The 16,695-nt window shown below is 61.0% G+C and carries 14 protein-coding genes; 10 read left to right on the top strand and 4 right to left on the bottom strand.

Translation table 11 applies throughout. The features are described from left to right. The 4 genes from ACEW8N_RS11605 to ACEW8N_RS11590 form a co-directional block, all read right to left on the bottom strand. Window positions 1-678: hypothetical protein (locus ACEW8N_RS11605; RefSeq protein ID WP_373499986.1), on the bottom strand; the 678-nt coding region annotated here is incomplete at its 3' end. Between the two features lie 78 nt (window positions 679-756). Beyond that, a complete protein-coding gene (locus tag ACEW8N_RS11600; protein WP_373499985.1) occupies window positions 757-3,423 on the bottom strand; it encodes a valine--tRNA ligase in 2,667 nt (888 codons plus the stop codon). Window positions 3,424-3,625: 202 nt separating this feature from the next. Next, window positions 3,626-4,513 (bottom strand): hypothetical protein, encoded by an 888-nt coding sequence (locus tag ACEW8N_RS11595; RefSeq protein ID WP_373499984.1) that lies wholly within the window; start codon window positions 4,511-4,513, stop codon window positions 3,626-3,628. Between the two features lie 146 nt (window positions 4,514-4,659). Next, window positions 4,660-6,030 (bottom strand): Do family serine endopeptidase, encoded by a 1,371-nt coding sequence (locus tag ACEW8N_RS11590; RefSeq protein WP_373499983.1) that lies wholly within the window; start codon window positions 6,028-6,030, stop codon window positions 4,660-4,662. An 83-nt stretch (window positions 6,031-6,113) separates the two neighbouring features. Between ACEW8N_RS11590 and ACEW8N_RS11585 the strand changes: the two genes are divergently transcribed. The 10 genes from ACEW8N_RS11585 (at window position 6,114) to ACEW8N_RS11540 (ending at window position 16,674) form a co-directional block, all read left to right on the top strand. Further along, a complete protein-coding gene (locus tag ACEW8N_RS11585; protein WP_373499982.1) occupies window positions 6,114-8,657 on the top strand; it encodes a TIGR03960 family B12-binding radical SAM protein in 2,544 nt (847 codons plus the stop codon). Continuing rightward, window positions 8,642-10,174 (top strand): ribonuclease E/G, encoded by a 1,533-nt coding sequence (locus ACEW8N_RS11580; RefSeq protein WP_373499981.1) that lies wholly within the window; start codon window positions 8,642-8,644, stop codon window positions 10,172-10,174. Before ACEW8N_RS11585 ends, ACEW8N_RS11580 begins: the two co-directional genes overlap by 16 nt. A 195-nt stretch (window positions 10,175-10,369) precedes the next feature. Beyond that, the gene (gene rpmH, locus ACEW8N_RS11575) at window positions 10,370-10,504 is read left to right on the top strand and encodes a 50S ribosomal protein L34 (protein ID WP_373499980.1); all 135 of its coding nucleotides are present in this window, start codon (window positions 10,370-10,372) and stop codon (window positions 10,502-10,504) included. Window positions 10,505-10,585: 81 nt separating this feature from the next. Continuing rightward, a complete protein-coding gene (rnpA, locus tag ACEW8N_RS11570; RefSeq protein ID WP_373499979.1) occupies window positions 10,586-10,936 on the top strand; it encodes a ribonuclease P protein component in 351 nt (116 codons plus the stop codon). Further along, window positions 10,923-11,141 carry a membrane protein insertion efficiency factor YidD gene (gene yidD, locus ACEW8N_RS11565; protein ID WP_373499978.1) on the top strand — a complete coding sequence of 73 codons (219 nt, stop codon included), beginning with the start codon at window positions 10,923-10,925 and terminating at the stop codon, window positions 11,139-11,141. The genes rnpA and yidD overlap by 14 nt, the downstream gene beginning before the upstream one ends. 123 nt (window positions 11,142-11,264) lie before the next feature. Next, the gene (gene yidC / locus ACEW8N_RS11560; protein WP_373499977.1) at window positions 11,265-12,932 is read left to right on the top strand and encodes a membrane protein insertase YidC; all 1,668 of its coding nucleotides are present in this window, start codon (window positions 11,265-11,267) and stop codon (window positions 12,930-12,932) included. A gap of 19 nt (window positions 12,933-12,951) precedes the next feature. Next, window positions 12,952-13,935 (top strand): RNA-binding cell elongation regulator Jag/EloR, encoded by a 984-nt coding sequence (jag, locus tag ACEW8N_RS11555; RefSeq protein ID WP_373499976.1) that lies wholly within the window; start codon window positions 12,952-12,954, stop codon window positions 13,933-13,935. 72 nt (window positions 13,936-14,007) lie between these two features. After that, a complete protein-coding gene (mnmE, locus tag ACEW8N_RS11550; RefSeq protein WP_373499975.1) occupies window positions 14,008-15,399 on the top strand; it encodes a tRNA uridine-5-carboxymethylaminomethyl(34) synthesis GTPase MnmE in 1,392 nt (463 codons plus the stop codon). Between the two features lie 209 nt (window positions 15,400-15,608). Continuing rightward, a complete protein-coding gene (locus tag ACEW8N_RS11545; protein ID WP_373499974.1) occupies window positions 15,609-16,313 on the top strand; it encodes a YkgJ family cysteine cluster protein in 705 nt (234 codons plus the stop codon). Next, window positions 16,306-16,674: a hypothetical protein gene (locus tag ACEW8N_RS11540; RefSeq protein WP_373499973.1), complete on the top strand. Its 369-nt coding sequence runs from the start codon at window positions 16,306-16,308 to the stop codon at window positions 16,672-16,674. Before ACEW8N_RS11545 ends, ACEW8N_RS11540 begins: the two co-directional genes overlap by 8 nt. Window positions 16,675-16,695: the final 21 nt, after the last annotated feature.

Here is a 16,695-nt window from a genome sequence, read left to right as displayed (position 1 = left end):
GGGGTCGCCCGGGAAATACAGGCGGACATCGCGCCCCGCCAGGGCCGGGCTTTCGAGAAAGGTCCGCTCGGCGGGGGAGAGAACCTCGGCCCCCGCTTCAAAAAGGACCCGGTCGCAGGCCGGCAGGATCCGATACCGGGTGGAGACGGCCGCCCGGGTCATGGGGCCGATCCCCGGGGTGTCCACCAGGGTCAGGCACTCCAGCCCGGGCGAGGGGAGGTGGATCCGGGCCCGGGCCGTGGCGGCGTCCATCCGCGCCCGCGCTTCAGCCGTGGAGGCCGAGGTATACCGCCGGATGTCCGCCGGGGAGGGATCGGTGACGACGACCGGCGGACCCTCACATGCCGACAGGGCGGTGGCGACCCCCGCAGCCTTCCCCGGCCCCGGGGAATCGGGCAGATCGAGATAGGGGAAGATCTCCAGGCGCCTTTCCGGGCCCTGCCGGATCTCCGTCGGAACAACGGTGGGGCCGTCCACGGGCAGGAGATCCTCCGAAAGAAACCGCCGGTTGATCCGGGCCGATTTGCCGACGCCGGACAGGCCCGCGAGGGCGATGCGGCAGACCGGCGCGGCCAGAAGCGCGCGCTCGGAAACCAGCCGGGCTTCCATATCGGCGCAGCCCAGTTTCCGGACGATGAGGATCAGGCCGTCCAGGCGATGTTCCACCCCGTGGGTCATCCAGGACTTTCAGGTGAAAGGGATTCCCATGCCGTTTCCCGGATGTACAGATGTCGGGAATTTCAGGGAATCCCCGGGTTAATTAACGTCCAGCGCCTTGATCTTCTCCATGTTGACGTCGAGCTTCTGCCGCTTCTCCATCAGGCCGCGGTGCTTCTCCCGCACCTTTTCCACGACGTCGTCGGGGGCCTTGGCGAGGAAATCCTCGTTGTTGAGCTTTTTGGAGATCCCCGTCAGCTCCTTGTCGATCTTCGCCATCTCCTTTTCCAGTCGCATGACCTCTTTTTCGAGATCGAGGATGCCCTCAAGGGAGACAAAGACGGCGGCGTTTTCAATGACGGCCGTAGCCGAGGATTTCGGACGCTCGCCCGGCGCCGTCACCGTGAAGGACTTGAGGCGGGCCAGGTCCGTGATCATGGCGCGCTGGCTTTCGATGGTCGCGCGCGTCTCGTCATCCGGCGACTGCACGACGACGTCCAGGACGGCGGAGGGCGGGATGTTCATTTCGCCGCGGATGTTCCGGACGCCCGTGATGACGCCCATGACGGCCGCCATCCGGGCCTCGACCTCGGGGGATGGGACGATGCCTGCGTTCTCGGGGTTGTCCAGGGGAAAGACGGCCCGCATGATGGAGCCCCGGACGCCCGGCAGCTTGTCCCAGATCTCCTCGGTGACAAAGGGGATGAAGGGGTGGAGGAGGATGAGGGTTTCCCGGAGAACGCGCCACAGGACGCTCCGGGTCGCATCCCGGGCCTCGTCCCCCAGGTTGCCGTAAAGCGCCGGTTTGGACGCCTCGAGGTACCAGTCGCAGAACTCGTGCCAGACGAACTGGTAGAGGGCGCCTGCGGCCTCGTTGAAATGGTACGCCGACAGGGCCTCGTCGACGGTGCGGACGACCCGGGCCAGCTTCGACAGAACCCACCGGTCCGCAAGGGAGATCCGGTCCGCAGGGATCTCGGGGTAGGCCGTCTCCAGGTGCATCAGGGAGAAGCGGGTGGCGTTCCAGAGCTTGTTGATGAAATTCCGGTATCCCTCGACCCGCTTTTCAGACATCTTGACGTCGCGCCCCTGGGCGGCGAACGCGGCCAGGGTGAAGCGGAAGGCGTCGGTGCCGTATTGCTCGATGACGGACAGGGGGTCGATGACGTTTCCCTTCGACTTGCTCATCTTCTGGCCGTTCTCGTCCCGGACCAGGGCATGGACATAAACGTCCCGGAAGGGGATGTCATCCATGAAGTGGATCCCCATCATCATCATGCGGGCGACCCAGAAGAAGAGGATGTCGAACCCCGTGACGAGAACGGAGGTGGGGTAGAAGGTCGCAAGCAGGGGCGTCTTTTCCGGCCACCCCATGGTGGAGAAGGGCCAGAGGGCCGAGCTGAACCAAGTGTCCAGCACGTCCGTGTCCTGGACCAGCCGGCTGCCGCCGCATTCGGCGCACGCCGCGGGCGCCGCCATGGCCACGATCATCCTGCCGCAGTCCTCGCAGGTCCAGGCCGGAATCTGGTGGCCCCACCAGATCTGGCGGGAGATGCACCAGTCGCGGATGTTTTCGAGCCATTCGAAATAGGTCTTTTCCCACATGTCGGGGATGATGCGCGTCCTGCCCTCCCTGACCGCGGCCATGGCCTTTTCGGCCAGGGGTTTGGCCCGGACGAACCATTGCCTGGACAGGTTGGGCTCAATGGCGGTGTGGCACCGGTAGCAGTGCCCGACGCCGTGGACGAGGGGGGCGATCTTCTCGAGAAGCCCCAGGGCCTCCAGGTCTTCGAGCACGGCCTTCCGGCATGCGAACCGGTCCATGCCCTCGTATTTTCCCGCCTCGGCCGTCATCCGGCCGTCGTCGCCGATGGCCTTCACAGTCGGGAGGTTGTGGCGGCGGCCAAGCTCGAAGTCGTTGGGATCATGGGCCGGAGTCACCTTGAGCCCCCCCGTGCCGAAGGTCGTGTCCACATAGCTGTCCCGGATGATGGGAATGGGGCGGTTCAGGAGGGGGAGGATCACCTCCCCGGCCGGGAGGTCCCGATAGCGCTCGTCATCGGGGTTAACGGCCACGGCCGTGTCGCCCAGCATGGTCTCCGGCCGGGTGGTGGCCACGGTGATGCCGCCCTCCCCGTTGGGAAAGGGATACCGGATGTAGTAGAGGTGGGCGTTCACCTCCTCGTGTTCGACCTCCAGGTCGGCCAGGGCCGTATGGCATCGGGGGCACCAGTTGATGATATAATCGCCCCGGTAGATCAACCCCTCCTCGTAGAGCCGGACGAACACCGTGCGCACCGCCAGGGAGAGCCCCTCGTCCATGGTGAAGCGCTCCCGGCCCCAGTCGCAGGAGGCGCCGAGCCGCTTGAGCTGGTTGATGATGGCGCCGCCGTATTCCCTGCGCCACTCCCACACCCGCTCGATGAACTTCTCCCGGCCCAGCTGATGGCGGTCGGTCCCGGCGGCGGCAAGGTGCCGCTCCACCACGTTCTGGGTGGCAATGCCCGCGTGATCGGTGCCGGGCATCCAGAGAACGTTGTCGCCGCGGAGCCTCCGGTAGCGGCAGAGAATGTCTTGAAGGGCGTTGTTCAGGGCATGCCCCATGTGAAGGACGCCGGTGACATTGGGCGGAGGGATGACGATGGCATAGCTTTTCCTGTCGCTCTCGTCCTGGGCGGCGAAGAGCCCTTCCTTTTCCCAGAAATCGTACCAGCGTTTTTCGACATCATGGGGTTCATACCCCTTGTCAAGCAGATTGGTGCTCATGAACCTCTACTCCTCAATCGGTTGATTTACGGCGGCGGCAGCCTGTCCGCCCGCCCCCGGGCCTTCCGGCGGGCAGAAAAACAGCGGACCGCTGGGATCGAAAAGACGGGCCGATCCTCCCCGGGGATTCCCGGATTCTTTTCGATCCGCGGTCCTGTCGTCATCATCACATCGGATTGGCGCGTCTCATTCCGCTACGATCCTACGCCACACCGCCTTCCCCGGATCCGCCGGATTTGCCCAGCTCGCTCAGGAGGCTTGCCCTGAAATTCCGCATCTCCTTTTCGACGGCGTTTTCGAGGACCTCGCGCAGCATGGCTTCAACCTTCTCGACGAACACCCGCTCCATGATCCGCCGGATCACCGCCTCGAGCTGGGCCGTGGAGACATCCAGGTAAAGGGCCGATTCCTCTCCCGCTGCGGCGGCGGGTGCGCCGCTCCGCTGCTGCGGCGCATCGCCGGGGGCCGGGGAGCGGAATTGCCCCCAGGAATCCGATCCATGGGAAAAGGCCTTCCGGCCGGAGGCATCCCCGGCGCCGGTATCGTAAGGGGCCGCGGGGGCGGTGTCGCGGCGCGGCGCCTCCGCTTCCGCTTTGCCGTCGTGAAAATGACCCGGCGCAAGGGCGGGGTCTTCGTCGCCCCCGTCCCGGAATCTGAAGCCCTGGGCGCCCATGCGCCACGTACTTTTGTCCGGCGTTTGAACGGCTCTGAAACCGGCGTGGCGTTTTCGAGCGCCGGCATCGTCCACCCCTGAATCCACAAAGGTTCCTCTGTCCTGATAATTCATCTCTTCCTCATCTCCTGCTGGAACGGGGCGGATCGGGTCAACCGGTCCGGCCGGTTTTCCGGAGGGACCGTCCATGCCCTTGTCTCCCGCATGTAATGCGATGGCATCGAGGTCTCCACCGGGAGCCATGACCCGCTGGGCTTCGAAGCCGCCGTAGTCGACCGGAGGCCGCTCCGCAGCGGCAGACGGCGCCTTCCTGCCGTCAGCCGCCTTGGCGACGGCATCGAGGTCCCCCCCCGGAACGATCATCGTCGGCCGCTTTTCAACCCCGGGCTCCCCGCTGTCATCGTCTTTTGTCTTCATCCGTTATGGTCTCTTGGAAGTTTTTTCGTGCAGATACGCTGCGCTTTCCATGCTATAATTCTGAAATCTTGGCAAATTAACATACGGGCAAAGCCGTGTCAAGCGCCGGCCCCGGATTTGCGGCGGATTCCGCGAGGCGGGCGGCATCAGAGCCTCAAGGTGATGTAATAGCCTCGATCCCCCCGCTGGACGAGGAGGACCACGGAGGCCTTGTTGCGGTTTTTGACGGCCGCCCGCTCGAACTCCTGGGCGTTTTGAATCGCCGTGTCGTCGATCTGGTGGATGACGTCGCCCGGACGGACGCCGATCTCGGCCAGATAGGAATCCGGGCGGACCATGGTGATGACCGCGCCCCCGCCCCGGCCGGAGGCTGCATCCTTCACCCGGACCCCGAAGAGCCGGTATCCCAGCTCAGGGGCCTTGGCCAAGGGAAACGCGGCGGCCTGGACCGACTTCTTGAGGGCGGCGCCGTTTCGCCAAAGGGTGATCTCGACGCTCTCCCCCGCGACGAGGCCCTTCATGGCGGCGTTGAACTCCCCCACGGACCGGATCTTGATGCCGCCCAATGCCAGGAGGATGTCGCCGTCCCGGATCCCCCGAACCTGGGCCGGGCTGTCCGGCTCGACCTGCCTGACCAGGACCCCGCCGCCGGCGGGCACCTTGAAATACCGGGCCATCTGCTCATTGAGCCCCTGGACGGTGATGCCGATCCAGGTCTGGGTGACCTCGCCGTGCTCGATGAGGTCCGCCACGACCCGCCTGGCCTTGTGGATGGGGATGGCAAACCCGATGCCCTGGGCCTTGGCGTAGATGGCCGTGTTGATGCCGATCAGCACCCCGTTGATGTTGAGGAGCGGGCCGCCGCTGTTGCCGGGGTTGATGGAGGCGTCGGTCTGGATGAAATCCTGGTAGACCGCGTTCTCGGCCCGGATATTCCGGTTCACGGCGCTGATGACCCCCGTGGTCACCGTGTGGGAAAAGCCGAAGGGGTTTCCGATGGCGATGACATCCTCGCCGATCATCAGGTCGCTCGAATCGCCCATCTCGACGGAGGGCAGGGGAGACTGGGAATCGATTCTGAGGACCGCCAGATCCGAATCCGGGTCCGCCCCGACGATGGACGCCTCGAATTCCCGCTCATCTTTCAAGGTGACGGTGATTTTTCCGGTCTGGGAGATGACATGGGCGTTGGTGAGGATGAACCCCCGCCGGCCGTCGATGATGACCCCGGAGCCCAGGCTGCTGCGCTCATACTGACGTCTCGGATCGGATTCAAAGAAATCCCTGAAAAACCATTCGAACAGGGGGTCCATGTTGCCAAAAGGCGCCTGCCGCCCCTCGATGGGGGTTTCGGAGCTGATGTTGACGACGGCCGGGCTCACCTTCCGCACGGCCCGGACCACGGCGTTTTCCCGGCTGTAGGTCTCGGCCCGGGCGGCATCGGCGGAAAAAAGCGGCAGGATGAGGCATGCCGCCGCCAGGAGCCGCAGGATGACCTTTCTCGCGATTATTTTCATTGAAGGTTTGTATTTTTCCTCATTATGGTTAATATAGTGGTTTTATTTGTGCAAAATGGCAACCGGATCGAAAGCTACTTATCATGAACCCCTGTGACATTCAAGACATCTTGCCGCTGGTCTGCCAGCCCAGCCGCTACCTGGGCTCCGAGGTCAACCGCGTCCGCAAGGACCCTGCGCGGGTCGGGCTGCGGGTCGCCCTGGCCTACCCGGACCTGTACGAGGTCGGCACCTCCCACTTCGGGCTCCAGATCCTCTACGGCATCCTCAACCGGCGTGAAGATATCGCCGCCGAGCGGGTCTTCACCCCGGGGCAGGACATGGAGGCCCGCCTCCGGGAGGCCGGCCTGCCGCTGACCAGCCTCGAATCCGGAACGCCCCTTTCGCAGTTCGACATCATCGGGATCAGCCTCCTGTATGAACTCAACCTCACCAACGTGCTGACCATGCTCGATCTCTCGGGCATCCCCTTTTTCTCCCGGGACCGCGGGCCCGGCCACCCCCTGGTCATCGCCGGAGGCCCCTGCACCGTGAACCCCGAGCCCGTGGCGGATTTCTTCGACGCTGTCGTGGTGGGGGACGGCGAGGAGGTGCTGCCCGCGATGGCGGACCTGTGGCTGGACTGGAAGGTTGGGGGAGACGGCCGGCGGGAGACGCTCCTGAGATCCTGGTCCCGGCTGACGGGCGTCTACATCCCCGCTTTCTTCGAGGCCCGCTGGGACGACCGCGGCTTCCAGACCCTCTCCCCCCGGTTTTCCGATCACGCCGGGGTGCGCCGCGCCGTCATCGCCAGCCTCGACCGGGCCCCGTTTCCCAAATCGCCGGTGATTCCCTTCGGCCGGCCGGTTCACGACCGCCTTCGCCTGGAGGTGGCCCGCGGGTGCACCCGCGGATGCCGCTTCTGCCAGGCCGGGATGATCTACCGCCCGGTCCGGGAGCGCTCCCCCGGGACCCTGATGGCCCTCCTGGACGAGGCCCTCGCCGCCACGGGCTACGAAGACCTCAGCCTCCTTTCCCTCAGCACCGGCGACTACGGCTGTATCGCGCCCCTCCTCTCCCGCCTGATGGCCAGGTACGCCGGGGAACATCTGGCCGTTTCCCTCCCGTCCCTCCGGGCGGGCACTTTGACGCCCGAGTTGATGGCCCAGATCAAGAAGGTGCGGAAGACCGGGTTCACCATCGCCCCCGAGGCCGGGAGCCAGCGCCTCAGAAACGTCATCAACAAGAACATCCGCCACGAGGACATCCTGAACACGGTGAGCGACGCCTTTTCCGCGGGCTGGCAGATCATCAAGCTCTATTTCATGGTCGGCCTGCCCACCGAAACCGAGGCGGACGTCGAGGCCATCGTCGACCTGGTGAAAGACCTGCGAAGGCTTTCCGGGCCGAAAGGGCGAAAAGGGAAGATCAACGTCAGCGTGGGCACCTTCATCCCCAAATCCCACACCCCTTTCCAGTGGTGCCGGCAGCTCTCCATCGCGGAATCCCGCGAAAAAATCGAAACCCTGAAGGAGCGGCTCCGGCTGCCGGGCGTCCAGGTCAAGTGGCAGGACCCGGAGGTCAGCTTCCTGGAGGGCGTCTTCGCCCGCGGCGACCGCAGGCTGGCGCCGCTTCTGGTCGAAGCCTACCGGAGCGGATGCCGCTTCGACGGATGGGGCGACCAGTTCCGGTTCGACCTCTGGCGGCAGGCGCTTGCCTCTGCCTCGATCGACGCCGATTTCTTCACCACCCGCCCGAGGGAAACAGGCGAACCCCTTCCGTGGGACCACATCGATACGGGGGTGACCCGGGAATTCCTCCGGGCGGAATGGGACGCGGCCACAGCGGGCGAAACCACGGGCGACTGCCGCAGCGGCGGGTGCAACCGCTGCGGGGTCTGCGACTTCGACACCCTGGAGCCCGTGGTCTTCGGGCCGGAAGCCATGGCCGGAGAGGACGCCGCCGCCCCCGCCCCGGACACCCGGCCGGATTCCGACACCCGGACGCTCCAGGTCGATTATTCCAAGCTCGGGCCGGGCCGGTATTTCGGACACCTGGAGATGGTGAACATTTTCATGCGGGCCATCCGCCGGGCGGGCATCCCCGTGAAATACTCCAGCGGGTTCCACCCCATGCCCCGGATCTCCTTCAACGACCCGCTGCCGCTCGGCATGGAAAGCGAGCAGGAAACCTTTTACCTGACCGTTCCCGCCCATGTCCGGCCGTCGGAGGTTCCGGCGCGCCTCAACGCATCCCTTCCGGAGGGGCTTGCCGTGGAAGGGTGCCGGCTGGCGCCGTCCAAGTCGGCCCGGCAGACGCCCGGCGCCGCACGGTATCGACTCCGCCACAAGCATGCGGTCTTCGACGGTCCGGCCCTGGAGGCCTTCGCCGCCGCCCCCAGCCGCATCCTGACACGGACCACCCCGAAGGGGCGTGAGGTCCGGGTCGATCTGAAAGAGGCCGTGATCGGCATCGATCGGCTGTCCGCCCACGAACTGGAGATGACCCTCGGGCTTTCAGCGGGCAGCATCGTCCGGCCCGGATGCGTCATCCAGGCGATCTTCGATCTCCCCGAGGACATCCACAAGCAGGTGCGGGTCACAAAACTCTTGACCACCCGGGAAATGGACCCATGGACAAAAAACTGATCATCAATGTGAGCGACCATGAAACGCGGGTCGCCCTCCTCGAGGACGGAACGATCGCGGAGCTTTTCGTCGAGCGGAAGGACGAGTCGGACATCGCCGGGAACATCTACAAGGGAAGGGTGCAGCGGGTTTTACCGGGCATGCAGGCGGCCTTCGTCGACATCGGCCTGAGCCAGGCCGCCTTCATCTACGTGGATGACGTCCTCGATGAAAGCAGCAGGGAATTCGAGAAGATTTTCACCCGCGACATTGAAGACGACGGGAATTCCGAACCGGCGGACACCGCGCAGCAGATCAACGCGAAAGGCGTACACATCGAGGACGTGCTCACGGAGGGGCAGGAGATCATGGTTCAGGTGGCCAAGTCCTCCATCGGCACCAAGGGCGCGCGCGTGACCTGCCATATCTCCCTGCCGGGCCGGTTCCTGGTGCTGATGCCGACCTCTACCCACGTGGGCATCTCCCGGCGCATCGAGGACGAGTCGGAGCGGAACCGGCTGAAATCCCTTATGCTGTCGCTTCGGGAGGACGACATCGGGTATATTGTCCGGACGGCGGCCGAGGGGGTTCAGGAGGAGAAGTTCGCCTATGAAATGGACTTTCTCAAAACCCTCTGGAGCAACATCCAGGCAAAATTCAAGGGGGCCTCGGCGCCCTGCCTGCTCCATCAGGAGCTGACGGTCAGCCTGCGCGCCGTCCGGGATATCCTGACCCACGAAGCCGGGGAGGTGGTGGTGGATTCCCGGCCGACCTACGAATCCATCGTCTCGTTCCTGGAGACGTTCATGCCGAGCCTCAAAGGGCATGTGGAGTTCTATGACGGACATGAGCCCATTTTCGATGCCTACAACCTGGAAGGGGACATCACGCGCGCCCTCAAGAAAAAGGTGTGGCTCAAATCGGGCGGATACATCGTCATCGAGCATACCGAGGCTCTGGTGGCCATCGACATCAACACCGGCCGGTATGTGGGCAAGCACAACCTGGAGGAGACCATCCTCAAGACCAACCTCGAGGCGGTCAAGGAGATCGCCTACCAGGTCCGCCTGCGGGACATCGGCGGCATCATCATCATCGATTTCATCGACATGGCCAAAAAAACCAATCAGGAAAAGGTGTTCAACGCCCTGAAGGACGCCCTGAAAAAGGACCGGAGCAAGACCCACATCCTTCCCATGTCGGACATGGGGCTCATCCAGATGACGCGAAAGCGGGTCCGGAAGCCCCTGAACCGCCTCCTGTGCGAACCCTGCTTTTACTGCGACGGGGAAGGGTACCTGATGTCGGGGCGGTCGATCTGCTACAATATCTTTCGGGAGGTGATGCGGGATGCTCGGGACATGACCGGAGGCACGCTCACGATCCGGGTGAATCCCGATATCGCTGATCTGCTGCACGGCGATGAGAATCACATTATCGTCGCGCTGGAGCGGGTCACCGGCCGACAGATCGTCGTTTACCCGAACCAGGACTTCCATCTGGAGGAATTTGACATTTTTGAATCGGTCCGGTCGTAATGGCTGTGTCGTGGCGCCCGGGGATGCCGCCGGATTTTAGTCTTGACGCAATTGGGTTATTATGTTTTAGTATTTTGGTTTACCTTATCGGAGCAGGGAAATACCCGACAGGTGTTTGTCAGGGGAAGCCCTTTTTGGCTGTTCGGGTTTTTGGAGTTTAAAGAAAATATATTAAATGGTTAAGAGGTACCGGTAATGAAGCGAACGTATCAGCCCAGCAAGATCAAACGCAAGAGAACCCATGGCTTTTTAAAACGGATGTCCACCAAGGCGGGCAGAAATGTCATCAAGCGACGTCGGGCCAAAGGGAGAAAGCGCCTGTCCGCATAAGACCGGCGCGCAAGACGGCTTGAATCGAATGGCCGACGGACCGCCGCCCGGGGTCGATCGGCCAAGAGAATACGGACACGGTTGAGATTTTTTTTCACCAAAGACGACAGGATACTGAAACGCTCCGAATTCCTTCGGTTATCGCGTTCGAATAACGTTTGTCACAGCAGGCACTTTCTTGTGAGCATCAGCCTGGGGAGCCAGGATCGGACGCGCCTTGGAATTACCGTAACGAAAAAGGTCGGCAACGCCGTTGTCCGTAACCGGATCAAGCGGCTGTGCCGTGAGTTTTTTCGTTTCAACAAGCACAATATAACAGGTCATTGGGATATTAATATCATTGCGAAAAAGCAGGCGGCGGGTCTGTCGACAAAAGATGTTTTTTCATCCCTGAAACATATCTTTGACAGAATACCTAATGGTAGTCATTAAATACATTTTACTGATACTCATACGGCTGTACCAATATTTAATATCTCCCGTGTTGGCTCCTTCTTGCCGGTTTTATCCAACCTGTTCCCATTATGCTTATCAGGCCATTTCGCGCCACGGCGTCTTCAACGGACTCGTCCTCACCATCAGACGGGTCCTGCGATGCCACCCCTATCATCCCGGAGGAATCGATCCCGTCCCTTGATCAGAAGGCGCGCCCGCCTGGTCGTGCCTTCCAACCCCCATCGTTACATTGACACGCGGCGGGCCTTTATCGCGAGTTAGCATGCAGGTGAACATGTTTGATTTTGAGTATTAGGAGAGGATCATGGAACAAGCCCGATTATTTTTAGCAATAGCGCTCTCTTTTCTGATCATATTTGGATGGCAGTTCTTTATGGCGGAGCAGGAGGGCGTTCCGCCGACCCCCCCCCAGACCCAAACCGCCGAAACGGGTAAAGCGGCCGACGCTCCGGCCACGCCCCTCCCGTCGTCTGAGACCGCCGCCTCGCAAAGCCCCGCAATCCCCCAGCAGGCGCAGGCCGGGACGGACCAGCCCGCCAGGGTCATCACCGTCGACACCCCTTTGTATATCGCCAAGATTTCAGAAAAAGGCGGGGCCTTTACAAGCCTCGTCCTGAAAAACTATCGTGAAAGCGCCCAGAAATCCGCCCCCTTGAAGGCCCTGATTCCCAAGGACCTCCCGGGCGGAACCATCCATACCGCCTTCTCCGGCGGCGATTTTCCGAATCTGGATCATACCGTCTTCACCGCCGCGACCTACGAGGACGCCCTGTCGGTTTCCGGCGCCCCTCAGGACCTGGTCCTGTCATGGACCTCCCCCGGCGGGATCACCATGGAGAAGCGGTTCAAGTTTTCGCCGGATACCTATTTAGTGGGGCTTGACATCACGGTGAAAAACCAAACCTCCCTGCCCGTGGAGGGAATGCTCTCCATCGGACTGTCGGGACATTCACCGGAAAAAGAGGCGAGCTACGGGTTCGAAGGGCCGAGCGCCCTGATCAACAACGGCCTCGAACAGATCAAGATAAAATCGATCAAAGAAAAGAATACCTACGAAGGCAAGATCGGGTGGACCGCCATTGAGAGCCGGTATTTTTTTACCGGTGTCATCCCGAAAGCCGTCGAGGATGCCCGCCTTCATCTGTCTGTAAACAATGATAATCTGCTCGAAAGTCAATACATCGTTCCCGAAGTGAAAGTCGACCCCGCCACGCAGAAGACCGTCGCCTTCGATCTCTTTTTTGGGCCCAAAAGCCTGAAAATCCTCAGTCAATACAACAACGGACTGGAGCGGCTCGTTCATTTCGGCATGTTCCACATCATCGCCAAGCCCTGTCTGTGGCTGATGAACTATATCTACAGCGTCATCCCCAACTACGGCGTGGCGATCATCATCCTCACGATCATCATCAAGGCAATTCTCTGGCCCCTGGGCAATAAAAGCTACGGCTCCATGAACCAGATGAAAAAGCTGCAGCCCCTCATGGCCGAAATCCGCGAAAAACACAAAGACGACAAAAAGAAGATGAACGAAGAATTGATGGGGCTCTACCGCACCTATAAAGTCAACCCCATGGGGGGATGCCTGCCCATGGTGCTTCAGATTCCGGTATTTTTCGCGCTCTATCGCATGCTTTACGAGGCCATCGAACTGCGGCACGCGCCTTTCGGCGGATGGATCAACGACCTTTCTGCACCGGACCGCCTGTTCCAGTTTGATTTCTCCATTCCGTTCATGGAACCTCCCTACGGTATCCCCGTCCTGACCATCATCATGGGCGCAACGATGTTGCTCCAGCAGAAGATGTCTCCGCCTCCGGGCGATCCGACCCAGGCCAAGATGATGATGATGATGCCGGTGGTGTTCACATTTATCTTTATCAACTTCTCCTCCGGACTCGTATTGTACTGGCTGGTCAACAATATCCTCTCAATCGCCCAGCAGTATTATATTGGAAGGAAAAATGCCTAACTGAAGGAGGGTATCAAACATGTCATCCAGTTTGGAATTTGAAGCCAAGGCTGTTGACAAAGCCCTGGAAAAAGCCTCAGAAGCCCTGAATATTCCGGTGGAAAAACTTCAGTACCGCATTATTTCCTACGGTTCCACCGGCATCTTCGGACTTGTCGGGGTCAAAAAGGCAAAGATTTCCGTCACCGTTCCCGATCATATCAAGGTCAAAGCCGCACCGGCCGAGCCGGATGAGGCAACGGAACCCATAGCTGAAGCCGCTCCTGATGCCTGGGACGCCCCAGACGACGAAGAGATCGACAGCGACGACGACGAACCGGAGGATTTCGACGAAGAGATCGACAGCGACGAGGACGAACCGGAAGATTCCGACGAAGAGATCGATGGCGACGAGGACGAACCGGAGGATTCCGACGAAGAGATCGACAGCGACGACGACGAACCGGAGGATTCCGACGAAGATACATCCGAACGCGTTGCCTCGCTGGTTGAAGAGGCGTTCAGCCCCGAAAAAGCCCCGATCGATCTCGACTCCGAGGAGGTGGTCAAGGGCAGGGAAGCCCTTCGGCGCATCATCGATTTCATCACCACCGGTGCGGAGATCCGCCTCGAGACGGGGGAGGACCGCATCCTGTTCAATATCGAAGGCGGGGATGCAGGCATCCTCATCGGGAAACGAGGCCAGACCCTTGAGGCCATCCAGTACCTTGTTGAAAAGATCATCAACCGCCAGAGTGACAATCGAATTCGCATCCAGATCGATGTGGAAGGCTATTTGAACAACCGCCGGGAAAATCTGCAAAGCCTGGCCCGAAAACTTTCCGAGAAGGCCAAGAGCACGGGAAAACCGGCCACCATCGCCCAGATGAATGCCCATGACCGCCGAATCATCCATCTGACATTGAAAAACGACCAGGGCGTCCGGACCCAGAGCATCGGGGACGGGTTCTACCGAAAGCTGGTCATTTTTCCCAAGAAACGGCGGAAGAAGCAGACTTTTTAATGCCCCGACCGGACAGGGGCCGGGGCTGGCCCCCCGCCCCTGTCGTGCTCCTCGGAGAGATCTTTATTCTTAATGGATAGCACCACCATCGCTGCCATCGCGACGCCCGCGGGGATCGGCGGAATCGGGATCATTCGGGTCTCCGGCACCAATGCGCTTCATATCGCCCAGGCCGTCTTTCGGCGGTCCGACCGCAGTCAGCGCCGGCATGCCTTTCTTCCCGAATCCCATCGTTTCTATTACGGCCACATCGTATCCCCTGAATCCGGCCGAGTACTCGACGAAGCGCTTCTTGTGCTGATGATGGCGCCCCGATCCTATACGCGGGAGGATGTCCTCGAAATTCATGTGCATTCCGGGCCGGCGGCCCTTCGTGCCGTCCTCGACCTCATCCTTCGGCAGGGGGCGGTGCTGGCGGCGCCGGGCGAATTCACCCGGCGCGCATTTCTAAACGGCCGGATCGATCTGACCCAGGCCGAAGCGGTGATCGATGTTATCACCGCGAAGACGGAGCGCGCCCTTCATTCGGCAACCGCACAGGTGCAGGGGGCATTGAAGGATCACGTCGCCTCGATTCGTTCGGTCATTCGGGAAATCCTTGCGGAAACAGAAGCGGCCATTGACTTTCCCGAGGATGTCGGAGAGGAGATCGATGGCCGATCCATACTCGTCAGGCTGGAACAGGAGGCCCTCCGCCCCCTCCAGGCCCTTGCGGCACAATATGATGCCGGACATATCCTGCGGGACGGGCTGAAGGTGATCGTGGCAGGCAAACCCAACGTGGGGAAGTCGAGCCTGATGAACCGCCTCCTGGAAAGGGATCGGGCCATCGTGACGCCCATACCCGGAACCACTCGGGATTTCATCGAAGAGAGCCTCGTCATCCGCGGAATCCCCATCCTCCTCACGGATACGGCGGGGCTGCATGCCACGGCGGACCCCATCGAGCAGATCGGAATCGAACGAAGCGTATCCCGGATTGAAAAGGCGGACCTGGTCCTCTTCATGACTGCGGCCGGAAGCCCCCTGACGAATGAAGACAAGGAGATCCATGACCTGATCCAATCCAAAACCGCCATATGGGTGGAGAATAAATCCGACCTCCATGCTGCCGGACCCGCCGCACCCCCGCCGGACACATGGCGACCGATGCCCAGGGTATCCATATCGGCGCTCCATGACCAGGGGATCGACGCCCTCAAACAGATGATCGAAACCATTGCCCTGGCGCCGTCCCTCGCCTGTGAAAGCGCCATCATTCCCAACTTGAGGCACCAGCACCTCCTGGCGGACGGCGCGGCGGCGCTGGTGTCCGCCGCAGAAGGCATCCAGAACGGAACGCCTTTCGAGCTGGTCAACATGGACATCCAATCCGCTGATGACGCCCTGCGAGAGGTGATCGGCGTCACGATTCGCGAGGACATTCTCGACCAGATCTTTGAACGGTTCTGTATCGGAAAGTAAGCTGTTCCACGTGGAACATTTTCGGAAAAACGGCACCCCCGGCCATTGTTCCACGTGGAACATTTTCGAGGCGCGGGGTTCGCGCCACCACACATAAGGATGCCGCGCCCCACACACCCCGGGGGGTGCCCGCGGCCGGAAGGCGCCCATGCCCTGTCGGGGTTTATCGGCGGCAAGACCCTTGCCGCCAGCAACCAAAGGAGTGAAACATGACGATCGATTTTTCGCCGCTTTTTGAACAATATGAGGCGCTGCTGAAGGCGGCCGATGCGATTTTCGAAAAAGTCCGCAACGAATACCCTGCCTGTGTAAAGTGCGAGGAGGGGTGCTCCGATTGCTGCCACGCCTTGTTCGACCTGACCCTGGTGGAGGCCCTCTATATCAACCACCACTTCAACCGAACCCATTCGGACCGCCTGCCTGAAAAGGAGGCCATCATCGACCAGGCCAATATCGCGGACCGGCAGGCATACAAAATCAAGAAGGAAGCCTACAAAGCCCTGGAGTCGGGAATGCCGGAAGAAGGGATTCTCGCGGACCTGGCGAAGAAGCGCTCGCGCTGCCCCCTGCTCAATGCCCAGGACCTGTGCAGCCTCTACGACCATCGGCCCATCACCTGCAGGTTTTACGGCATTCCCACGGCGATCGGCGGAAGGGGACATACCTGTGGGAGATCGGCTTTTGAACCGGGGGAGCCGTATCCCACGGTCAACCTGGACCTGATTCAGCGGCGGCTGTACCAGATATCCGATGAACTGGTCAAGGCGCTGAAAAGCCGATATGTAAAGATGTCCGAAATGCTGGTGCCGCTGTCGATGGCCCTTCTCACCGTCTACGATGATGAATACCTTGGCATTCATGAATCAACACCCGAAAAAGGCACGGACGCCGAAAAGGGGGAAGGCAATGAATAAGATCTCACAGGAAGAGGTGGATTTCCGAAAGAAGGCCGTCTTTGACAGCATGTCGTCGAGACGCCAGAAACATATCCTTGAAAAGGTGGGATACGATAAGTGGGATCCCTTTCAGGAACCCAAGGACCCTATCGACATCCGGCGCGACCAGAGCAAGCGGACCACCCAGATGCTGGTGCGGGAATTCCTGCAGTCCCGCACATTCGAGGGATACAGCAACTCTTACGGCAGCGGGGTCCTGGAATTATGCCTCGGGATCATCAATGACGACGAACGCTATCGGGGAATGTTTGAATTTTCCTGCTGGTATCGGGATCTGCTTGAAAAGGAAAAGGCTGAAAAAGCCGAAAAGACCAAGTGACGCAGCCCCGGTTTCAAAAGC

The sequence above is a fragment of the Desulfococcus sp. genome (assembly GCF_041737845.1).
GTDB lineage: Bacteria > Desulfobacterota > Desulfobacteria > Desulfobacterales > Desulfococcaceae > Desulfococcus.
The sequence above is the reverse complement of the archived record's forward strand: the minus strand, read 5'-3'. Positions and strand labels throughout refer to the sequence as shown.

What these genes read in the sequence shown, in the direction of transcription:
- ACEW8N_RS11600 (WP_373499985.1), bottom strand. Translation starts at nt 3,423, where the DNA reads ATGAGCACCAATCTGCTTGACAAGGGGTATGAACCCCATGATGTCGAA.
- ACEW8N_RS11595 (WP_373499984.1), bottom strand. Translation starts at nt 4,513, where the DNA reads ATGAAGACAAAAGACGATGACAGCGGGGAGCCCGGGGTTGAAAAGCGG.
- ACEW8N_RS11590 (WP_373499983.1), bottom strand. Translation starts at nt 6,030, where the DNA reads ATGAAAATAATCGCGAGAAAGGTCATCCTGCGGCTCCTGGCGGCGGCA.
- ACEW8N_RS11585 (WP_373499982.1), top strand. Translation starts at nt 6,114, where the DNA reads ATGAACCCCTGTGACATTCAAGACATCTTGCCGCTGGTCTGCCAGCCC.
- ACEW8N_RS11580 (WP_373499981.1), top strand. Translation starts at nt 8,642, where the DNA reads ATGGACAAAAAACTGATCATCAATGTGAGCGACCATGAAACGCGGGTC.
- rpmH (WP_373499980.1), top strand. Translation starts at nt 10,370, where the DNA reads ATGAAGCGAACGTATCAGCCCAGCAAGATCAAACGCAAGAGAACCCAT.
- yidD (WP_373499978.1), top strand. Translation starts at nt 10,923, where the DNA reads ATGGTAGTCATTAAATACATTTTACTGATACTCATACGGCTGTACCAA.
- yidC (WP_373499977.1), top strand. Translation starts at nt 11,265, where the DNA reads ATGGAACAAGCCCGATTATTTTTAGCAATAGCGCTCTCTTTTCTGATC.
- jag (WP_373499976.1), top strand. Translation starts at nt 12,952, where the DNA reads ATGTCATCCAGTTTGGAATTTGAAGCCAAGGCTGTTGACAAAGCCCTG.
- mnmE (WP_373499975.1), top strand. Translation starts at nt 14,008, where the DNA reads ATGGATAGCACCACCATCGCTGCCATCGCGACGCCCGCGGGGATCGGC.
- ACEW8N_RS11545 (WP_373499974.1), top strand. Translation starts at nt 15,609, where the DNA reads ATGACGATCGATTTTTCGCCGCTTTTTGAACAATATGAGGCGCTGCTG.
- ACEW8N_RS11540 (WP_373499973.1), top strand. Translation starts at nt 16,306, where the DNA reads ATGAATAAGATCTCACAGGAAGAGGTGGATTTCCGAAAGAAGGCCGTC.